Annotated in this window: 16 protein-coding genes; 4 read left to right on the forward strand and 12 right to left on the reverse strand. The window is 62.0% G+C overall.

The genetic code is table 11. From position 1 onward, the window contains the following. Positions 1-58 precede the first annotated feature (58 nt). From gltB to cobA, 10 genes are all read right to left on the reverse strand, one after another. Positions 59-4,594 carry a glutamate synthase large subunit gene (gene gltB / locus VJ464_21675; GenBank protein HKQ07751.1) on the reverse strand — a complete coding sequence of 1,512 codons (4,536 nt, stop codon included), beginning with the start codon at positions 4,592-4,594 and terminating at the stop codon, positions 59-61. 228 nt (positions 4,595-4,822) lie between these two features. Beyond that, the gene (locus VJ464_21680) at positions 4,823-5,197 is read right to left on the reverse strand and encodes a cupin domain-containing protein (GenBank protein HKQ07752.1); all 375 of its coding nucleotides are present in this window, start codon (positions 5,195-5,197) and stop codon (positions 4,823-4,825) included. Between the two features lie 9 nt (positions 5,198-5,206). Then, on the reverse strand, positions 5,207-6,223 hold the full coding sequence (ilvC, locus tag VJ464_21685; protein HKQ07753.1) for a ketol-acid reductoisomerase: 1,017 nt from the start codon (positions 6,221-6,223) through the stop codon (positions 5,207-5,209). A 226-nt stretch (positions 6,224-6,449) separates the two neighbouring features. Then, positions 6,450-6,980: an acetolactate synthase small subunit gene (gene ilvN, locus VJ464_21690; protein ID HKQ07754.1), complete on the reverse strand. Its 531-nt coding sequence runs from the start codon at positions 6,978-6,980 to the stop codon at positions 6,450-6,452. A gap of 24 nt (positions 6,981-7,004) precedes the next feature. After that, a complete protein-coding gene (gene ilvB / locus VJ464_21695) occupies positions 7,005-8,693 on the reverse strand; it encodes a biosynthetic-type acetolactate synthase large subunit (GenBank protein HKQ07755.1) in 1,689 nt (562 codons plus the stop codon). Positions 8,694-8,905: 212 nt separating this feature from the next. Further along, positions 8,906-9,061 carry a hypothetical protein gene (locus VJ464_21700; GenBank protein ID HKQ07756.1) on the reverse strand — a complete coding sequence of 52 codons (156 nt, stop codon included), beginning with the start codon at positions 9,059-9,061 and terminating at the stop codon, positions 8,906-8,908. 212 nt (positions 9,062-9,273) lie between these two features. Then, the gene (locus VJ464_21705) at positions 9,274-10,881 is read right to left on the reverse strand and encodes a nitrite/sulfite reductase (GenBank protein HKQ07757.1); all 1,608 of its coding nucleotides are present in this window, start codon (positions 10,879-10,881) and stop codon (positions 9,274-9,276) included. Between the two features lie 33 nt (positions 10,882-10,914). Beyond that, positions 10,915-11,502, reverse strand: coding sequence for an adenylyl-sulfate kinase (gene cysC / locus VJ464_21710; GenBank protein HKQ07758.1), 588 nt, complete (start codon positions 11,500-11,502; stop codon positions 10,915-10,917). A gap of 32 nt (positions 11,503-11,534) precedes the next feature. After that, positions 11,535-12,293 (reverse strand): phosphoadenylyl-sulfate reductase, encoded by a 759-nt coding sequence (locus VJ464_21715; GenBank protein HKQ07759.1) that lies wholly within the window; start codon positions 12,291-12,293, stop codon positions 11,535-11,537. A 13-nt stretch (positions 12,294-12,306) separates the two neighbouring features. Beyond that, positions 12,307-13,137, reverse strand: coding sequence for a uroporphyrinogen-III C-methyltransferase (gene cobA / locus VJ464_21720; GenBank protein HKQ07760.1), 831 nt, complete (start codon positions 13,135-13,137; stop codon positions 12,307-12,309). A gap of 442 nt (positions 13,138-13,579) precedes the next feature. On the opposite strand from cobA, the gene VJ464_21725 reads away from it, so the two are divergent. The 4 genes from VJ464_21725 to VJ464_21740 all read left to right on the forward strand — a co-directional run bounded on the left by VJ464_21725 (position 13,580) and on the right by VJ464_21740 (position 17,634). Then, the gene (locus VJ464_21725) at positions 13,580-15,112 is read left to right on the forward strand and encodes a sigma 54-interacting transcriptional regulator (protein ID HKQ07761.1); all 1,533 of its coding nucleotides are present in this window, start codon (positions 13,580-13,582) and stop codon (positions 15,110-15,112) included. Positions 15,113-15,365: 253 nt separating this feature from the next. After that, positions 15,366-15,581, forward strand: a complete 216-nt coding sequence (locus VJ464_21730; GenBank protein ID HKQ07762.1) for a hypothetical protein — start codon at positions 15,366-15,368, stop codon at positions 15,579-15,581. Between the two features lie 499 nt (positions 15,582-16,080). Beyond that, on the forward strand, positions 16,081-17,319 hold the full coding sequence (gene thrC / locus VJ464_21735; GenBank protein ID HKQ07763.1) for a threonine synthase: 1,239 nt from the start codon (positions 16,081-16,083) through the stop codon (positions 17,317-17,319). A 39-nt stretch (positions 17,320-17,358) separates the two neighbouring features. Continuing rightward, positions 17,359-17,634: a ubiquitin-like small modifier protein 1 gene (locus VJ464_21740; protein ID HKQ07764.1), complete on the forward strand. Its 276-nt coding sequence runs from the start codon at positions 17,359-17,361 to the stop codon at positions 17,632-17,634. A gap of 221 nt (positions 17,635-17,855) precedes the next feature. Here the strand turns inward: VJ464_21740 and VJ464_21745 are convergent, their stop codons facing one another. Both VJ464_21745 and VJ464_21750 read right to left on the reverse strand, forming a co-directional pair. Further along, the gene (locus VJ464_21745; protein ID HKQ07765.1) at positions 17,856-18,035 is read right to left on the reverse strand and encodes a DUF1272 domain-containing protein; all 180 of its coding nucleotides are present in this window, start codon (positions 18,033-18,035) and stop codon (positions 17,856-17,858) included. A 15-nt stretch (positions 18,036-18,050) separates the two neighbouring features. Beyond that, positions 18,051-18,719 (reverse strand): pyridoxamine 5'-phosphate oxidase family protein, encoded by a 669-nt coding sequence (locus VJ464_21750; protein ID HKQ07766.1) that lies wholly within the window; start codon positions 18,717-18,719, stop codon positions 18,051-18,053. Positions 18,720-18,806 lie beyond the last annotated feature (87 nt).

Raw genomic sequence — 18,806 nt, forward strand, 5'->3', positions numbered from 1 at the left:
ATTTCCGTCATCCCGTTGCTATAAACATTGCGTCCCTAACGGGACTGCTTCAGATGCGCTACACCGATGCATGACGACGTGGGGACTTGATGGGTACTGATTCGACTGTTTCCGCCGCATCATCTGCGGCAGCAACTTCTGTCGTCTCGGCCTGACGCGCGGCGCGGGCGGCCAGCTCGCCTTGCGTCACTACCTGCCAGAAACGCGAGCGGTAGACGGCCCAGTGCCACAGCACCTCGCGCGCCCGCAGGCTGCCGGTCAGCTCGCAATGCCGCTCGATCAAGCGTCGCAGTCGCTGCTCGGCGGCTTCCGTCAGCTCGCGTTCAAGCTGCACCATCTCTTGATTGCAGCGACGCTCGAAACACTCGTTGACGTCGAACACGAAAGCCGTGCCGCCGGTCATGCCCGCGCCGAAATTGCGCCCGGTGTCGCCAAGCACGACCACCGTGCCGGCTGTCATGTATTCGCAGCCGTGATCGCCGATGCCTTCGACCACCGCCGCCGCGCCGCTGTTGCGCACGGCGAAGCGTTCGCCGGCGCGTCCGGCCAGAAAGATCGAGCCGCCGGTCGCGCCGTACAGAATCGTGTTGCCGGCGATGACATTGTCGGCCCAATCAAAGCCGGCTTCGGCGGACGGGCGGATGACGATTTCGCCGCCGCTCATGCCTTTGCCGACGTAGTCGTTGGCCTCGCCCATGAGCGTCAGCCTCATGCCCCCGGCGCAGAACGCGCCGAAGCTCTGCCCCGCCGTGCCGTTGAACACCGCGTCAATCGTGCCGTCAGGCAGCCCCTGATTGCCGTAGCGCCGCGCGATGCTGCCGGCGACGCGCGCCCCGACCGTGCGATCCGTGTTGCCGATTGAATAAGTGAGCGCCACCGGCGCGACCTTAACAATGGCTTCGCGTACGTCTTGCAAGAACCGTTCGTTGAGCGGCGAGGTCAGCTTGCCATTGCATTCGCCGACTGAACGACGTGCCCGCGTGCCCGAACTGTCGGCCTGAGCGATGAGCGGCTCAAGATCGAGCTTCACATTGCGCGCCGTCTTGGCATTCGCTTTTTCAATCAACAACTCGCTGCGGCCGATGACCTCTTCCAGCGAGCGGAAGCCGAGGCCGGCAAGCAAAGCGCGCACGTCTTCGGCGAGCTGCATGAAAAACCGAATGACCATCTCCGGTTTGCCCGCGAAGCGCTCGCGCAGGTGGCCAAGCTGTGTCGCGATGCCGACGGGGCAGGTGTTCAGATGGCACTGCCGCGCCATCACACAGCCGAGCGCCACCAGCAAGCTCGTGCCAAAGCCAAACTCTTCGGCGCCCATCATCGCGGCAACCATCACGTCGCGCGCCGTCTTCAGGCCGCCGTCAACGCGCAGCCGCACGCGCCCGCGCAGGTCGTTCAACAAGAGCGTCTGTTGCGCCTCGGCCAGGCCGATCTCCCAAGGCGCGCCGGCATGCTTGATCGAGCCGAGCGGTGACGCGCCGGTGCCGCCGTCGTGGCCGGCGATGTGAATCACGTCGGCGAACGCTTTCGCCACACCCGCCGCCACCGTGCCGACGCCGGCTTCGCTGACGAGTTTCACCGCGACGCGCGCCCGCGGGTTGACCTGCTTTAAGTCGAAGATGAGCTGCGCGAGGTCTTCGATGGAATAGATGTCATGGTGCGGCGGCGGCGAAATCAACGTCACCCCCTGGACCGAATGGCGCAGCGCGGCAATCTCTGCCGTCACCTTGTGACCGGGCAGTTGGCCGCCTTCGCCGGGCTTCGCGCCTTGAGCGATTTTGATCTCCAGCTCGTCGGCAGACATCAAATATTCGGGCGTCACACCGAAGCGCGCCGACGCCACCTGCTTGATGCGACTGTTGCCGAGGTCGCCGTTCGCGTCGGGGTAATAACGCGCCGCGTCTTCGCCGCCTTCGCCGCTGTTGCTGCGCCCGCCGATGCGGTTCATGGCGATAGCAATCGTCTCGTGCGCTTCTCGCGAGAGCGCGCCCAAAGACATCGCCGAAGCCACGAATCGCTTGACGATTTCGGCCGCCGGCTCGACTTCATCAATTGAAACCGGCTCGCCGCCGCGAAAGTCGAGCAGATCGCGCAACGTCATCGCCGGTCGTTCATTGACCGTGCCGCTATAGGCAGCGAACTCGGCTTGATTGCCGCGCGCCAACTTGTGCAGGGCGCGAAAGACCGCCGGGTTGAAGGCGTGATACTCGCCGCCGGCGCGATAGCGGAAATAGCCGGCGTCTTCAAGCGGCCTGTCGCCGGCGTACGCCGCGTCGTGGAAGCGCAGCATATCGCGGGTAATCTCGCGGAGGCCGATGCCGCCGACGCGCGACGGCGTGCCGGTGAAGTATTTCTCGATCAACTGGTGGTCGAGGCCGATGGCTTCAAAGACTTGCGCGCCCGCGTAGCTCGCAATCGTCGCGACGCCCATCTTCGTCATTATCTTGCGCAGGCCGCTTTCGACCGCCGCTTTGTAGTTGCGCAGCGCGCCCGGAATGCTCATGCCGCGCTTGCGCGTTTCGTGGGCGACGATCTCGAATCCGAGATAAGGATTGACCGCCTGCGCGCCATAGCCGAGCAGGCAAGCGAAGTGATGGTCTTCGCGGGCTTCGCCGGTTTCGACGACGAGGCTGGCGCGCATCCTCAGGCCCGCTCGGATCAAGTGGTGATGCACGGCGCTGACCGCCAGCATCATCGGCATCGGCAACTGCAAATCGCTCGCGCCGCGGTCGCTCAAGATGACAATCGAATGGCCGGCTTCGACCGCCGCCGCGGCCTGCTCGCACAGCGCATCAAGCACATTCTCTAGTGACCGCTTGCCGCCGCGCCTGCCGTACAATGTCGCCAGCGTCACCGTTGCGTAGCCGCGGCGGCCACTGCCGCGCAGCCATTCAAGATCAGAATCCGTGAGGACGGGGGAGCGCAGCTTGATTAATCGCGCCGCCGCCTGCCGGTCTTCGAGCAAACTGCCGCGCGGCCCGATCAAGGTTTCGAGCGACATCACCAGCTTTTCGCGGATCGGGTCAATCGGCGGGTTGGTCACCTGCGCGAAGCGCTGCTTGAAGTAGGTGTAGAGCAAGCGCGGCTTGGCTGACAGCACCGCCAGCGGCGTGTCGTCGCCCATCGAGCCAATCGGCTCGCGGCTCTTGTCAAACATCGGCTCGATGATGCGCTGCACGTCTTCGACCGTGTAGCCGAACTGTTTCATGCGAACGATCAAATCCGCTTCGTCCGACGTGACCGCATAGCCCAGGTCGAGTGTGCTTGGGCAGACGGTCATCTGATTCCGCACCCACTGGCGATAAGGCTTGCGCCGCGCCCGTTCGAGCTTGATCTGCTGGTCGCGCAGCAGCAGGCCGCGCTCGGTATCAACCGCGATCATCTGCCCAGGCCCCAGGCGGCCCTTTTCAAGAATGCTTTCTTCGTCGAGCCGGACAGCGCCCGCCTCGCTCGCCATCACCACCAGGCCGTCGCGCGTCACCGCGTAGCGCGCCGGGCGCAGGCCGTTGCGGTCGAGCGCCGCGGCAACGAACCGCCCATCGCTGAAGGCGACACCCGCCGGGCCGTCCCACGGTTCGGTTAAGCACGCCGCGTATTCGTAAAAGCCGCGCAGGTCGCCTTCCATATGCGGCGCGTTCTCGTGCGCTTCGGGCATCAACATCATCATCGCGTGCAGCGCGTCACGGCGGCTCAGCGCCAGCAGCTCAAGCGCATTATCGAAGCTCGCCGAATCCGACCCCTGTGCCCAGATGATCGGCTTCAATCGCTCGACGCGGTGCTGCCAGACACGCGAGCGCAGGCTGGCTTCGCGGGCGCGCATCCAGTTGCGATTGCCGGCAATCGTGTTGATCTCGCCGTTGTGCGCCAGCATGCGGAACGGCTGCGCCAGCGCCCAGTTGGGAAACGTGTTGGTCGAGTAACGCTGATGAAAGATGGCGAAACGCGTTGCGTAATCCGCGTCGCGGAGGTCGCGGTAAAAGGCCGCGAGCTGCGTGGCAATCATCAAGCCTTTGTAGACGACCGTGCGGGATGACAGCGAGGTGATATAGAAGCCTTTGATTTCGGCGGTCTGCCGCTCGATCTCTTTGCGGACGAGATAAAGCGTCTGCTCGAACTCGAACGGCTCGACGTGCCGGCGGCCGATTAATACCTGCTCAATTCTTGGCGCGGTGCGCGCGGCCTTGGCGCCGAGCGCCGCTTCGTCCACAGGCACACGCCGCCAGTAGTAGACCAGCAGGCCATAGCGTTCGAGCACCTGTTCGACAACGCGCCGGCAGACGGCGGCTTCGTCCACCGCGCGCGGCAGAAAGATCATGCCGAGGGCCAGGTCTTCGGATTGAGGGCGCAGGAAGCCACGACGTTCGATCTCGCGCACGAGCAGCCGCCGGGGAAGCTGCGTGAGCACGCCCGCGCCGTCGCCCGTCAAGCCATCGGCATCAACTGCGCCACGGTGCAAGAGGTTGCCGAGCGCTTCGAGTGCAGTGCCGAGCAGGCGGTGGCTGGCGTCGCCTGTGAGGTTGGCTACAAAGCCCACGCCGCAGGCGTCGTGCTCGAATTGCGAGTCATAGAGCAGGCGTTGAGGAACGTCGTCCTTCATTGCTGAAACCTTTCAAATGCGGATTGCCGATTGCGGATTGCGGATTTCGTCTGCGAGCGAGCACCGGAGGATGCGATTCGAGAGGGAAGACTTCAAGACAGTGACAAGTGACAAGTGACAAGAACGAGAAAATGTCTTGTCACTGTTTACTTGTCACTTGTCACTATCCTCAAGCCCTCCCTCTCAAATCAAGCTGGCAATCCGCAATCCGCAATCGGCAATCCGCCTTCACACAGCCCACAAGTACTGATCGGGGTCCTGGTGCAGGAAGCGGTCTTCGCCGGTGATCCAGTCCACACGCCGCGGCGTGCAGATGTCTAAGGCGACGGTGTCTTCTAACGCCTCCGACGAATGCTCGACCCCTGGAGAAATGGCGAGCATCTGGTTTTCGCGCAGCGTCACATCGCCGGTCGGCAGGTGGAACAGCCATGCGCCTTTGAGCACGATGACGACTTCTTCGTGCTCGTGGTGGTGCGTCTGCGTCACCGCGCCGCCCTTGACTTCGACGCGCGCGACGACCAGGTTTTCGCCGAGCGCCACTTTGCGCTTATACATCTCGGAAATCTCTTCCGGTCGCATCTTGTCCCAATCGTAGAATCCCATACTGCCTCCCTAATTCTTCGCCCGATCCACCAATCGTTTTTCGCCGAGCCAGGGCATCATCGAGCGCAGCCGCTTGCCGACCTCTTCGATTTGATGGCCCTGAGCCTGTGACTCCAGCTCGCGGAAGCGCGGCTTGCCGGCTTCGTGCTCGGCCATCCATTCGTCGGCGAATTCGCCCGACTGAATCTCGTCGAGCAAGCGCCGCATCTCGGCGCGCGTCGTTGCGTTGATGATGCGCGGGCCGCGCGTCAGATCGCCGTATTCGGCGGTGTTCGACACCGAGTAACGCATGTTGGCGATGCCGCCTTCATAGAGCAGGTCAACGATCAGCTTCACTTCATGGAGGCATTCAAAGTAAGCCATCTCCGGCGCGTAGCCCGCTTCGACGAGCGTCTCGTAGCCGGCTTGAATCAATGAAGTCAGGCCGCCGCACAGCACCGCCTGTTCGCCGAAGAGATCGGTTTCGGTCTCTTCGCGAAACGAGGTTTCGAGAATGCCGGCGCGCCCGCCGCCGATGGCCGAGGCGTAGGCGAGGCCGACCTGTCGCGTGTTGCCCGACGGGTCTTGATGCACGGCGAGCAGGCAGGGCGTGCCGCGCCCTTGCATGTATTCGTGACGCACCAGGTGGCCGGGCGCTTTCGGCGCCACCATGAAGACGTTGACGTTTTCGGGCGGCACGATCTTCTTGAAGTGGATCGAGAAGCCATGCGCGAAAGCCAGGTGCTTGCCCGGCAGCAGATTCGGCGCTACCTCTTTCGTGTAAATCCGTGGCGCCAGCTCGTCCGGCACCAGCATCATCACCACGTCGCCGTTGAAAGCGGCTTCGGCGGTGTCCTGAACCGTCAACCCCGCGGCTTCGACTTTGGCGCGTGATGGGCTGTCCGCGCGCAAGCCCACGATCACGTCACAGCCCGACTCTTTCAGGTTGTTGGCGTGCGCGTAGCCTTGCGCGCCGTAGCCGATGACGGCCACCTTCTTTCCTCTGAGATAGTCAGGGTCGCAGTCCCTGTCATAGTAAGCTTTCATACTCTTCCTCCGGTGTCTCCTGTTTGACGTATCGAACCCATTGTCCGGGGCGTAACTCGTCCCTGCATGAACCGCGTGGTTTCAACCTGCGCATCACAATGTAAGCATCAGCTTTAGAAGCCGATTCACGCAGGGACTAGCTCCGCCCCGGCAATCCCCTTGCTGTGGCGCAAGGCGGTTAGCTTGCGCGAGTCATTGCGCAAGCTAACCGCCTTGCGCCACAGGCTTATGCTTCTGCTGCCGCGATCATCGCGGCAACCTCTTCGTCTAAGGTCTGCTCGGCCAACCGGGCGATGGCGACCGTGCCGGTGCGAACGATCTCGCGGATGCCGAACGGCTTGAGCAGATCGATCATGGCGCTGACTTTGTTCCAATCGCCGGTCGCCTCAACGATCATGCCTTCGTCGCTGACATCAACGACCTTGGCGCGGAAGATGCCGACCAGACTCAAGACCTCCTGGCGCTCGGCGCCGGCGCGCGCGCCGACATTGATTAGCGCCATCTCGCGCTCGATGTGGCGCACGCCGTTCATGTCAACGGCGCGCAGCACGCGCACCTGCTTATCGAGCTGGCGCGTGATCTGTTCAATCGTCTCGTCATCACCGCGCGTCACCAGCGTCATGCGCGAGATGTTGCCGTCGAGCGTCTCGGCGACCGTCAGGCTCTCGATGTTGTAGCCGCGGGCGCTGAACATGCCGACGATGCGCGACAGCTCGCCGAAGCGATTCTCGACTAAAATGGAAAGCGTGTGTCTCATCGTGACCTTACTTGTTAGCGGTGATTACTTCAGCACCATGTCTTTGAGGCCCGCGCCGGCGGGAACCATCGGGTAAACGTTCACCTCTTCGGCGACCAGGATGTCCATGACGACGACGCCGGGCGTAGCTAACCCGCGCTGCAAGGTGGCGCGCAGTTGTTCGGGCCGCGTCGCCCGGAGGCCGGTCGCGCCGTAGGCTTCGGCGAGCTTCACGAAATCGGGCAGCCACTCCATGTTGACGTGCGAGTAAGCGCGGTCATAAAACAGCTCCTGCCACTGGCGCACCATGCCAAGATAGTTGTTGTTCATGATGACGATCTTGGTGTTCGCCTTGTACTGCACGGCAGTCGCCAGCTCTTGCGCGGTCATCTGAAAGCCGCCGTCGCCGACGAAGGCAATCACCTGCTTGTCGGGGTGCGCCATCTGCGCGCCGAGCGCCGCCGGGAAGCCGAAACCCATCGTCCCCAGGCCGCCGGAAGTCAGCCACTGGCGCGGGCCATTGAACGGGTAATACTGCGCGACCCACATCTGATGTTGCCCGACGTCGGTCGAGATAATCGCCTCGCCTTTCGTCAGCGCGTGCAGCTCTTCGACAAGCTGCTGCGGCATGATCACGTCGTCGCGCTTTTCGTAGGTCAGCGGCGCGTACTCTTTCCACTCCTCGATCTGTTCCCACCAGTCGGCGAGCCGCGCACGGCTGGTCGCGCAGGCTTCGTCGCTCAGCATATCGATCATCTGCCGCATGACGCTGCGGGCGTCGCCGACGATGCCGACCTGAGCGCGGCGGTTCTTGTGAATCGAGCTGGGGTCAACGTCTACGTGAATGACGGCGGCCTGCGGCGCGAACTTGTCGAGCGCCCCCGTGACGCGATCATCAAAGCGCACGCCGACGGCGACGATCAGGTCAGATTCCGAGATCGCCATGTTCGCCCAGTAGGTGCCATGCATGCCGAGCATCCCAAGCGATAGCCGATGTCCCGACGGGAAGCAGCCCAGCCCCATCAAGGTCGGCGCGACGGGCAGGTTCAAGCGCGAGGCCAGCTCAAGCAATTCGTTTGCGCCGTTCGAGTGAATGACGCCGCCGCCGACATACAGAATCGGGCGGCGCGCTTTGCTGATCATCTCGACGGCGCGGCGCACCGCTTCGACATCGCCCCGTTGATAAGGCTGGTAGCCGGGCAGAAAGACGCGCTCCGGGTAATCGAACTCGGTGGTCTCGGCGGTCACGTCTTTCGGGATATCGATCAGCACGGGGCCGGGCCGACCGGTGCTGGCGATGTGAAAAGCTTCTTTGACCACATCGGCCAGGTCGCGCACGTCTTTGACCAGGTAGTTGTACTTCGTGCAGGGCCGCGTAATGCCGACGGTGTCGGCTTCCTGAAACGCGTCGGTGCCGATGAGCTTGCGCGGCACCTGGCCGCTGATGACGACCAGCGGCGTCGAATCCATGTAAGCGTTGGCGATGCCGGTGACGGCATTGGTCGCGCCGGGGCCTGAGGTGACCAGCGCGACGCCGGGCCTGCCGGTGGCTTTGGCATAGCCTTCGGCCATGTGGATCGCGCCCTGCTCGTGACGGCCAAGGACGTGATGCAGGCGGTCGCGCATGCGGCACAGCTCGTCGTAGATGTGCAGCACCGCGCCGCCGGGATAGCCGAAGATCGTTTCGACGCCTTCTTTGACGAGGGCTTCGCAAAGGATGCGAGCGCCGCGCATCACGGGCGCGCCGTGGTTCTCCGCTTCATCAAGCCGGGCGGCGGCGAGGTCTGCTGAGTTGGCTTTCGTCGTTGCCGACATGAATCGTTCTCCTGTGCGTTCTTTGCCGTGAGGTGTCTACCGGCGAGGGCTTGCCGAGCCCTATAAACTTGAAAGGCCATCATCCTTTGGCTTCGGATGATGGCCTTTCGCTTTCCCTTAGGCTTTGACCATCATCCGCTGCTGCCGATAAGCAGAATAAGGCTGATGATATTAATTACGAGGGCCTTGACGAGCGATTTAGCGACGACCGGGCGCACGGCAAGAGCGAAGCGCGTTCCTGCCGGCTCGGTGAAGCTGTCGAGTATGCTTGGCGTATGCAGCGTCATAACTCTCGATTGATCGCCCGAACGATTGACCTTCAAGGCTCTTGAAACCAGCCTAAGTGGTATCACGATTCCCCGGCACGGGCAAATAGATAATCCTTATCAGTTGATAAGCGAAAGGCATTAATAAACCGCAGAGAGCACAGAGGGACGCAGAGGATCATTCCGGCCTCTGCGTCCCTCTGCGCTCTCTGCGGTAAAATGAACGATGATGATCAGCCGTGAATCCGCGCCCCGGCTTCCGGCGACGCGGCTTCGCCGAGCGGCAGCACAGGCCCGAGCATTGCCGCCAGCTCCGTGTTGCTGTGGCGCAGGCAAAACGCTTGAAAGGTTTCGCCGTCATCGCGCTCCTGCTTGTAGCGCGTGAAGAGTTGCGCCATGCGCTCGGCCAGTTCTTCCGACGGAATGCGGACGCCGATTCTGCGGCCAAAGCTCTCATGAAGGCCGACGCCGCCGCCGAGAAAGACCTGAAAGGTTTCGCGCTTCTTGCCGTTGATCGTCACCAGCGCCCCTTCGAGCCCAACATCGCAGATGTGGTGCTGGCCGCATGAGTTCGGGCAGCCGGTGACGCTGATGCGCACGCCGTCATCAAGTGACACGGCGCGCGACAGATGCTCATCCAGCTCGACGGCGCGGTTCTTGGTTTCAGCAATCGCCAGCTTACAAAACTGCACGCCGGTGCAGGCGATGATGCCGCGCCGCGCCCAGCTCGGCTTATAGTCCAGACCACTCTTGTCCAGCTCGCGGGTGAGCGCCGGCAGATTCGCTTCGTTGATGTCGAGCAAGATGATGTTCTGCGTGTTGGTGGCGCGCAATCGCCCGCTGCCATAGGTTGCCGCAAGCTCCGCGAGCCGCGCCAATTCGTCGCCCGAAGTGCGCCCGCCGAGCAGCGAGATGCCGACATAAAACTGATCGCCCTGGCGCTGACGGTGAATGCCGAGGTGTGTGCGGTCGCGCTCGGTGATCGGCTCGGCCTCCGGCTGTTCGGCGCGGCGGAGTGTGTGACCGAGCCGCGCTTCGACGGCTTCGCGAAAGCGCGGAATCTCCCACTGCTCGACCAGGAACTTCAAGCGCGCCTTCTTGCGGTTGTTGCGGTTGCCTTCGTCGCGAAAGACGCCGGCGATAGCGGCGCAGAGGTCAACGACTTCTTCCGGCTCGACCAGCACGCCGAGGTCTTTCGAGAATCGCGGCGTCGTCGACAAGCCGCCGCCGACGCGTGCGCGAAAGGCGACGCGGCCCGCTTCGCGCACCGCAAACAGGCCGATGTCATTGATCTCCGGGTAGACGCAGCGCGCCGCGCAGCCGGTGATGGCGATCTTGAATTTGCGCGGCAGATTCGAGAAGTCACGGTTGCCGACAAAGAACTCGTTGACCTGCCGAATCAGCGGCGTCGTGTCGTACAGCTCTTGCCCGTCAACGCCCGACACAGGGCAGTTGATGATGTTGCGCACGCAATCGCCGCACGCTTCGGTCGTGGACAACCCGATGCGAAACAGGCGGTCGAGAATGTCCGGCAAGCTTTCGACCCGCACCCAGTGAAGCTGAATGTTCTGGCGCACGGTGATGTCGGCAAGCCCGCGTCCATGCTGGTTGGCGAGCGCCGCGATCTCGCGCAGTTGCTGCGCGGTCAGGTCGCCGCCCGGCATGCGCAGCCGCACCATGAAATAGCCGTCCGACGCGGGCCGCTGCGTGTAAATGCCGTACCAGCGAAACAGCGCTTCGTCTTCGGGCGTGATCGCCTGATGGCCAAGCTCTGCGTAACGGTAGATGTCGGCCAGCACGTCCAGGCCATCTTTGCGCTGCTTGATCTCTTCGATGTTCATACTGCCCTCAAGCGTTGAGCGAAGCGCGGCGGTTCACACGGCGGCTTCGGCTGCTGTCGGAAGTGTACGTGGCGCGACGTTAGCCGCGAGCGCGCCGGTTTCGAGCAGATAATCGAGAATGCGGGCGGCGCTCTCCTCGACCGTTTCTACAGAGCTGTCGACGACAACGTCGGGCGCAAGCGGCGCTTCATAAGGGTCCGAGACGCCGGTGAAGTTTTTGATCTCGCCGGCGAGCGCCTTCTTATAAAGCCCCTTGACGTCGCGCTCGACCAGCACGGCGAGCGGGGCGCGCACATAGACTTCGACGAAGTTCGCCGCGTCACTTTCGACTGATTGACGAACATCATCACGCGACTGCCGGTACGGCGAGATGGCTGAGGCGAGCACAATCACGCCATTGCGTGCCAGCAGTCGCGCGACGAAACCGATACGGCGGACATTGGTGTCGCGGTCTTCTTTCGAAAAGCCGAGGCCGCGACTCAGGTTCTCGCGCACCTCGTCGCCATCGAGCGTCTCCACGCGATGGCCCGCCGCCGTCAGTTCATTCCTTAAAACCGAGGCGAGCGTCGTTTTGCCCGCGCCTGAAAGCCCCGTAAGCCAGATCACAATTCCCTTGCTCATGTCGTTTTGTAATATTCCTTTCAAAGATGTTTTCAGAGTTGCAGCTTGAGCGGCACGACCTTTGGCTCCTGGCCGTGCAGGCCGCATTCCGTCTTGGCGCGGCCCGCCCAGCGCCCTGCGCGTTCCGCTTCGCCGGGGCCCACGGCGCGCGTGCAGTGTGTGCAGCCGATGCTCGGATAGCCGGCGTCGTGCAGCGGGTTATAAGGCACGTCGTGTCGGGCGATGTAATCCCACACGTCGCGTTTCGTCCAGCCGACGAGCGGGTTGATCTTCACGCGCTGCCAGCGATAGTCCCACTCGGCAGCGCGCGCCGTGGCGCGCGCCTCGGTCTGGTCGCGGCGAATCGCCGTGATCCATGCGTCCAAATCTTTGAGGGCTTCTTTTAGCGGTTCGAGTTTTCTGAGGCGGCAGCAGAGGTCAGGGTCACGCGACCACAGGCGCGGGCCGAACATCTCGTCTTGACTCTCAGGCGTGATGGCGGTCCGCACGGCGCGAATCTCTATGCGGTAACGCGCTTCCATGCGGCGGCGCAGCTCGTAAGTTTCGGGAAAGAGAAAACCGGTGTCGAGGAAGAAGATGTTCGGGTGAGGATTGATCTTCACCGCCATATCGATCAGCGCCGCGCCCTCGGCTCCAAAGCCTGTCGCAATCGCCACGCGGTCGCCGAACTCATCGAATGCGGCGAAGAGAATCTCTTCAGGCGTTGCCGCTTCAAGCCGCTCGGCGAGCGCGTCGGCGCGATTGAGCGGGGTGTATTCAAGCTGCACAAGCTCGCTTTTTGGCAGTGCCATAACGTTGCTCCGATCAGCCGCCGGCGACCTGCGTCGTCGCGTGCTCAGATAATGAATGGAGTGAAAACTCTAATTCCGGCGAGCCGAACCAGCCGAGCGTTCGGCGCAAGGCGACGACTTCGCCAATGATGGCAATCGCCGGCGGCTCGATGTGAAAATCGGCGCTTCGGCTTGCGGCAATGTCTGAGAGCGCACCGGCGTAGACTTCCTGGTGCGCGTAGGTTCCCCAGCGGATGATGGCGATGGGTGTGGTGGCCGCGCGGCCCGCTTCAATCAGCCTGGCGGCGATCTCGGCAATCGTTTCAGCGCACATGAAGATCACCAGCGTGTCGGCGGCGTGTGCGGTCACAGACCAGTCAATCGGCTGGCGGCGCTTTTGCGGATTCTCGTGGCCTGTGATGAAGGCCACACTCGAAGCCGCGCCGCGGTGCGTCAGCGGGATGCCGGCATAAGCGGCGGCGGCAACGCCCGACGAGATGCCGGGGACGACTTCCCAGCGAATGCCCGCCGCGACCAGGGCTTCGGCTTCTTCGCCGCCACGCCCAAAGATGAACGGGTCGCCGCCTTTGAGCCGCGCCACGACGCGGCCTGCACACGCCTGCTCGATAAGAATGTGATTGATCTCGGCTTGCGAAGCGGAAGGCTGGCCGGCGCGCTTGCCGACATAAATCAATTCAACGCCGCGCCGTCCGTACGCCAGCGTTTCGGGGTTAACCAGATAGTCGTAAACGATTACGTCGGCTTCGGCGATAGCTTCGGCGGCTTTGATCGTCAGCAGTTTGGCATCGCCCGGCCCTGCGCCGATCAGATAAACCTTCCCAGCTTGTCGCGTTTGCTCGCTCATCGCCTGACCCAAAAACGAAAAACCCACCAGAGGCGCGGTGCCTGTGGTGGGTCGGTAGTAACTCTAACCGTTAAGTTCTAGAGCTTACGTTTTAGACTGAGTGACCTCCACTGAAGGCTCCGCCGGGCGCGCTTGTAGCGCGCAGCAACAGATGCAACATGCGAAGCCGTTCATTTGGTTCATCAGTCGTTTCATAACTCGTACAATAGAGACCTTACTCGTTTGCTACCTTAACCAATCGCCCACGGGGCGTCAAGCACCAAGTTGTAAAAAGATTTTTTCATCAACTGAATTCATCACCCGATAAGCGGCCCGCCCAATCTCCGACCGGCGGAAAATGAGCTTGAGATGGGCACGGCGGCTATCCTACAATTGCGTCGCCGCGAGGTTAATTCGGCAACAGTTTTGTAGGATCACGGTTTTCCCATCCGAAAGGCAATCGATGACCGACCAGACGAGTGAAATCAAGAAGCTCTCGACGCTGCTCGAAGTCAGCCAGGCGTTATCGGGCACGCTCAACCTCAAGGCGGCGCTGCACCGCGTGCTGGAAATTCTCGAACAGCAGCACGGCATGATTCGCAGCGCCGTTATGCTGTTGCACGAAGATGCCAGCGAGCTGACGATTGAAGCGGCCAACGGCATTACCGCCGACGGCCAGCGGCAACGCTACCGGCTCGGCGAAGGCATCATGGGCCGCGTCGTCGAAAGCGGCAAGCCGGTCGTCGTGCCGCAGGTCAGCCGCGAGCCGCTCTTCCTGCATCGCGCCGCGCCGCGCCGCGACCTCAGCCGGCAGGAACTGTCGTTCATCTCTGTGCCGATCACCCTCAACCGCAAAGCCGTCGGCGCCATCGGCGTCGATCTGAAGTTTAAGAAAGACCGCGACTTTGATCGCAGCGTTCGCTTTTTGCGGGTCGTCGCCTCGATGATTGCCCAGGCGTTGAAGATGCAGCGCTCGGTCGAAGCCGAGCGGCAGCGCCTGCTCGACGAAAACATTCACCTGCGACAAGAGCTGCGCGAGCGTTACGACTTCACCAACATCATCGGCAACAGCGGCCCGATGCGTCAGGTCTATGAGCAAGTGGCGCAGGTGGCGCCGACCAACACCACCGTGTTGATCCGCGGCGAATCGGGCACCGGCAAGGAGCTGATCGCGCACTCGATCCATTACAACTCGCCGCGCAAGCACAAGCCGTTCGTCAAAGTCAGCGTCGCGGCGCTCCCTGACACGCTCATCGAATCCGAGCTATTCGGCTACGAGAAGGGCGCTTTCACGGGGGCACAGGCGCGCAAGAAAGGCCGCTTCGAGCTGGCCGAGGGCGGCACGCTGTTCCTCGACGAGATCGGCGACTTGAACCTGTCCACGCAGGTCAAACTGCTGCGCGCTTTGCAGGAGCGCGAGTTCGAGCGGCTGGGCGGCATCGAAACGATTAAGATGAATGTCAGATTAATCGCGGCGACTAACAAAGACCTCGAAAAGGCCATCAGCGAGGGCACATTCCGCGAAGACCTCTATTACCGGCTGAACGTTTTTACGATCTTCGTGCCCCCGTTGCGTGAGCGCAAGTCCGACGTCTTGCAACTGGCCGATCACTTTCTCGAAAAGTTCGCGCGCGAGCACAACAAGCACATCAAGCGCATCTCGACGCCGGCGATTGATATGCTGACGGCCTATCACTGGCCGGGTAACGTGCGCGAGCTGGAAAATGCGCTTGAGCGCAGCGTGCTGGTCTGCGATGGCCAGGTCATTCACGGCCATCACCTGCCGCCGACCTTGCAGACGGCTTCCGAGAGCGGCACCGTTACCCGCCTGTCGCTCGACGCGGCGGTTGGGGCTTATGAAAAAGATATGATTCAGGATGCGCTCAAGACAGCGCGCGGCAACCGGGCCCGCGCCGCCAAGCTGCTCGGCACCACCGAGCGCATCATCGGCTACAAGGTGAAGAAGTACGGCATTGCCTGCGAGCGCTTTCGTTAAACCGCGGATAAGCACAGTTCGAGTCCGCCCACCACGGAAAAACAAAATTGTCTGTGATTTAATAATCCCAAACAATTTTGTTAGCCCGGCGCTGTCTCCAGCATTGCCCTCGGCAACCGAAAATTCGCGTTTTTCCTGAGTTTAAGCATTATTTTTAGCCTGACTCCCTGCTGGCATAAAGATTGCCATAGCAGTGGCGCTGGCGGCGGCGGCGCTGTCCTGCCAGGCATTCAACAGACGTGAGGAAAAGCTGATGAAGAAAGAACACGGCGAATTGATGGGCCACCTGCTGCGCTCACAAGGCCGCTACCCACGCGAGGACGAATTCCGCGCTTTCCTGCGCGAGTCGGTGCGCACGCTGGCCCGCGACTTGAAAGCGTTTGATATCGAAGTGGCGCTGGTGCCGGAACCAAAGGCCGGCCAGGGGGCGAGCCGCGATGAAAAGACTTTAAAGATCGGCTGCGAATAGCGCCGCACGGATTCACGGATGAGCGCTGGCGCCAGTGATGCGCAGGTCAGATGTTTGCGTCGGTGCTCATCTGTGATGTCTCTGGTTGAGCGGGCTCGGCAGCCATCGTCTCTGGCCCTGTTTATCGGCAGGCATCGTCAAGGCGATAAACATTTCTTATTTGACTCCCCGTGGCTGCCCGGTGTACTCTGGCGCTTCCGATGATGGACGTGGCGATTTAAGGCAACTTGCTCCACGTAAAAAATGTGCTAAACCGCTGGCGAGTTCTCGAAGCCCTGCGACGGTTTGGCGCAGGGCTTTTCACTTTGCTCTTTCAAAAACCAACGACGTGGCGATTTAAGGTAACTTGCTCCACGTAAAAAACTGCTAAACAGCCCGGAAGGATTGAAGGCCCCGCGACGGTTTGGCGCGGGGCCTTTCTTTTTCCCAGTAGCCCGCGGCTGTGCTCGCTAACGCTGTTCCTGATCGTCAGGGACCTCGAATCGAGGAGATGAAGGCTATGAGTTTCGTGCAAGGATTGAAGTGCCGCGAGTGTGGCCGCCAGTACGAAAAGACATTGCGCGCCGGCTGCGAAGACTGCTTCGCGCCGCTCGAAATTGCTTATGACTATCAAGCCATCCGTCGCCGCCTGACGCGTGAGGTCATCCGCTCGCGCGACAAAAATCTCTGGCGCTACCGCGAATTGTTACCGCTTGACGGCGAGCCGCGCGTCGGGCGCGCCTCAGGCGCAACGCCGCTCGTGCGCGCCGAGCGGTTGGGCCGCCGGCTGGGGCTCAGTAATCTCTACCTCAAAAACGACAGCGTCAACGCGCCGACGCTTTCTTTCAAAGACCGCGTCACCGCGGTTGCCATCAACAAAGCCATCGAGTTCGGTCTTGATGCCGTCGGCTGCGCTTCGACCGGCAACCTTGCCAACTCGGTGGCGGCCAACGCGGCGGCGGCGGGGCTGCCTGCTTACGTCCTGATCCCCGACAACCTCGAACCGAGCAAAGTCCACGCGACTTCGATCTATGGCGCGCGGGTGGTTGCGGTGCGCGGCAATTACGACGACGTCAACCGGCTGTGCTGCGAGATCGCCGACCGCTTTAACTGGGGATTCGTCAACGTCAACCTGCGCCCGTTCTATGGCGAAGGCTCGAAGACGTTCGGCTACGAGATTGCCGAACAGCTTGGCTGGCGCGCGCCCGATTGCGTCGTCGTGCCGATGGCCGGCGGCTCGCTGATTACGCGGATTCACAAAGGGCTGAAAGAGTTTGAACAACTCGGCCTGCTCGACGCGGAAGTCACGACGCGTGTCTACGGCGCGCAGGCCGCCGGCTGCAACCCGATTGTTGACGCCGTGAAGCGCGGCTCGCGCGACATCCGGCCGGTGAAGCCTGCGACGATTGCCAAGTCGCTCGCCATCGGCAACCCGGCGGATGGCTATCTGGCGGCGGGCGTCATTCAACAGAGCGGCGGCCACGCCGAAGACGTCGGCGACGAAGAGATCGTCGCCGGCATCCGTTTGCTCGCCGAGACCGAAGGCATCTTCACCGAAACCGCCGGCGGCGTTACCGTCGCCGTGACGAAGAAGCTGGTCGAGCAAGGCCGCATTGCGCCCGACGATCTGACAGTCATTGCAATCACCGGCAATGGCTTGAAGACGCAAGAGTCGGTTCAGCTCGCGCCGCCCGCCGTCATCGAGCCGCGCATTAAACAGTTCGAGCAGATCATCCACGGCTTTGCCGCGACCGCCTGATTGCTGACCCGGCGATAGGCAGTGAAAGAAAAAAAAGAAATGTCACAGAAAGTCATTATTCCGACGTTGCTTCGCAGATTGACCGACAACGCAGACGCCGTCGAAGTGGACGCCGCGACGGTGCGCGATATTCTCGACCGCCTGGACGAGCGCTATCCGGGCTTCCGCGCCCGCGTCTGTGAAGAGACAGGCGAGCTGCGCCGCTTCATCAACATCTATGTGGACGGCGAAGACGTGCGCTTTTTGGATAACCTGGCGACGACGGTGCCCGAGCGCGCCGAAATCTCTATCGTTCCGGCCATCGCCGGCGGCTAATTCGACAAGGCAAAAGTAAAAAGGTAAAAGTAAAAAGTGCGGAGCCGGAATAATAGATGGCTTGTGGCTATTTATTTAATCCCTGCCGACCTTTTGCCTTTTTACTTTTTACTTTTGCCTTGATGAGATTCACCGCAAAGGCGCGCCACTATCTGTCAGCTTCCCTGCGGCAACGGTTGCGCCTTTGCGGTGATGAATTCTGCTGGTGACCGGCGGAGGTTTTATTCCAGGCGGCGGCGCGGTCGTTCGACGAGCGTGCCCGCGCAGTTCGGGCAGACGCGCTCTAGCGCCTCGGTGCAGGCTGGGCAAAAGGTGCATTCATACGAGCAGATGTAGGCTTCGCCATCCATCTTGAGCGTCGTCAAGCAGCGTTCGCACACGGCGCGCATTTCGAGAACCATGAGCGTCGCACCTCCTCACTTGCCGTTCTGCCGCGGGCGCCGGTAATCGCGCACCGACTGCGGCAAAGCGATGCCGGGCGGCAACTGTTCGTCGTCAACCGGCTCGCCGATTGTAAGCCGCAGCGGCAACACGCCGGCCCACACCGGCAGCGCGTGATCTTCTTCATCGTCAATCGGCGGCCCCGTGCGAATCTTTGCCGAGGCTTCCTGAAGCGGCAGCGCCAACACCGTCGTCGCTTTCAACTCGCCGTCGTTCGGCTCGCGCACCTCGTTCCAGCGGCCCGCGATGACGTGCTCGGTGAAAGCGCGCAGCGCCGCTAGCTTCTCTTCCCTGTCGGTGACCGTTCGGGCTCTGCCGAAGACGACGACCGAGCGATAGTTGAACGAGTGATGAAAGGCCGAGCGCGCCAGCACCAGCCCGTCCACCAGCGTCACCGTGACGCAAACATCAATGCCTTCGCCGAGGGTGCGCAGCATCCGGCTGGCCGCCGAGCCGTGAAGATAAAGCACGTCCGCGATGCGCCCATAGCCGGTCGGGATCACCACCGGCTGGCCATCGGCGACGAAGCCGACGTGGCAAACCAACGCTTCGTCGAGGATGGCATAGACGCGGTCACGGTCATACTCGGCGCGCTTCGGCAATCGCTTTAAGGTGGTGCGCTCGGTCGGCGCGAATCGTTCCATCGGTCCCACTCCGTCGTCAGACTTCCTGCTCGTGCGACGCCAGCATAGCAGGAATTGGCCTGGAAACAAGTTCCATTTCGGCCTACA

The organism is Blastocatellia bacterium (genome assembly GCA_035275065.1).
Taxonomy (GTDB): Bacteria; Acidobacteriota; Blastocatellia; order UBA7656; family UBA7656; genus DATENM01.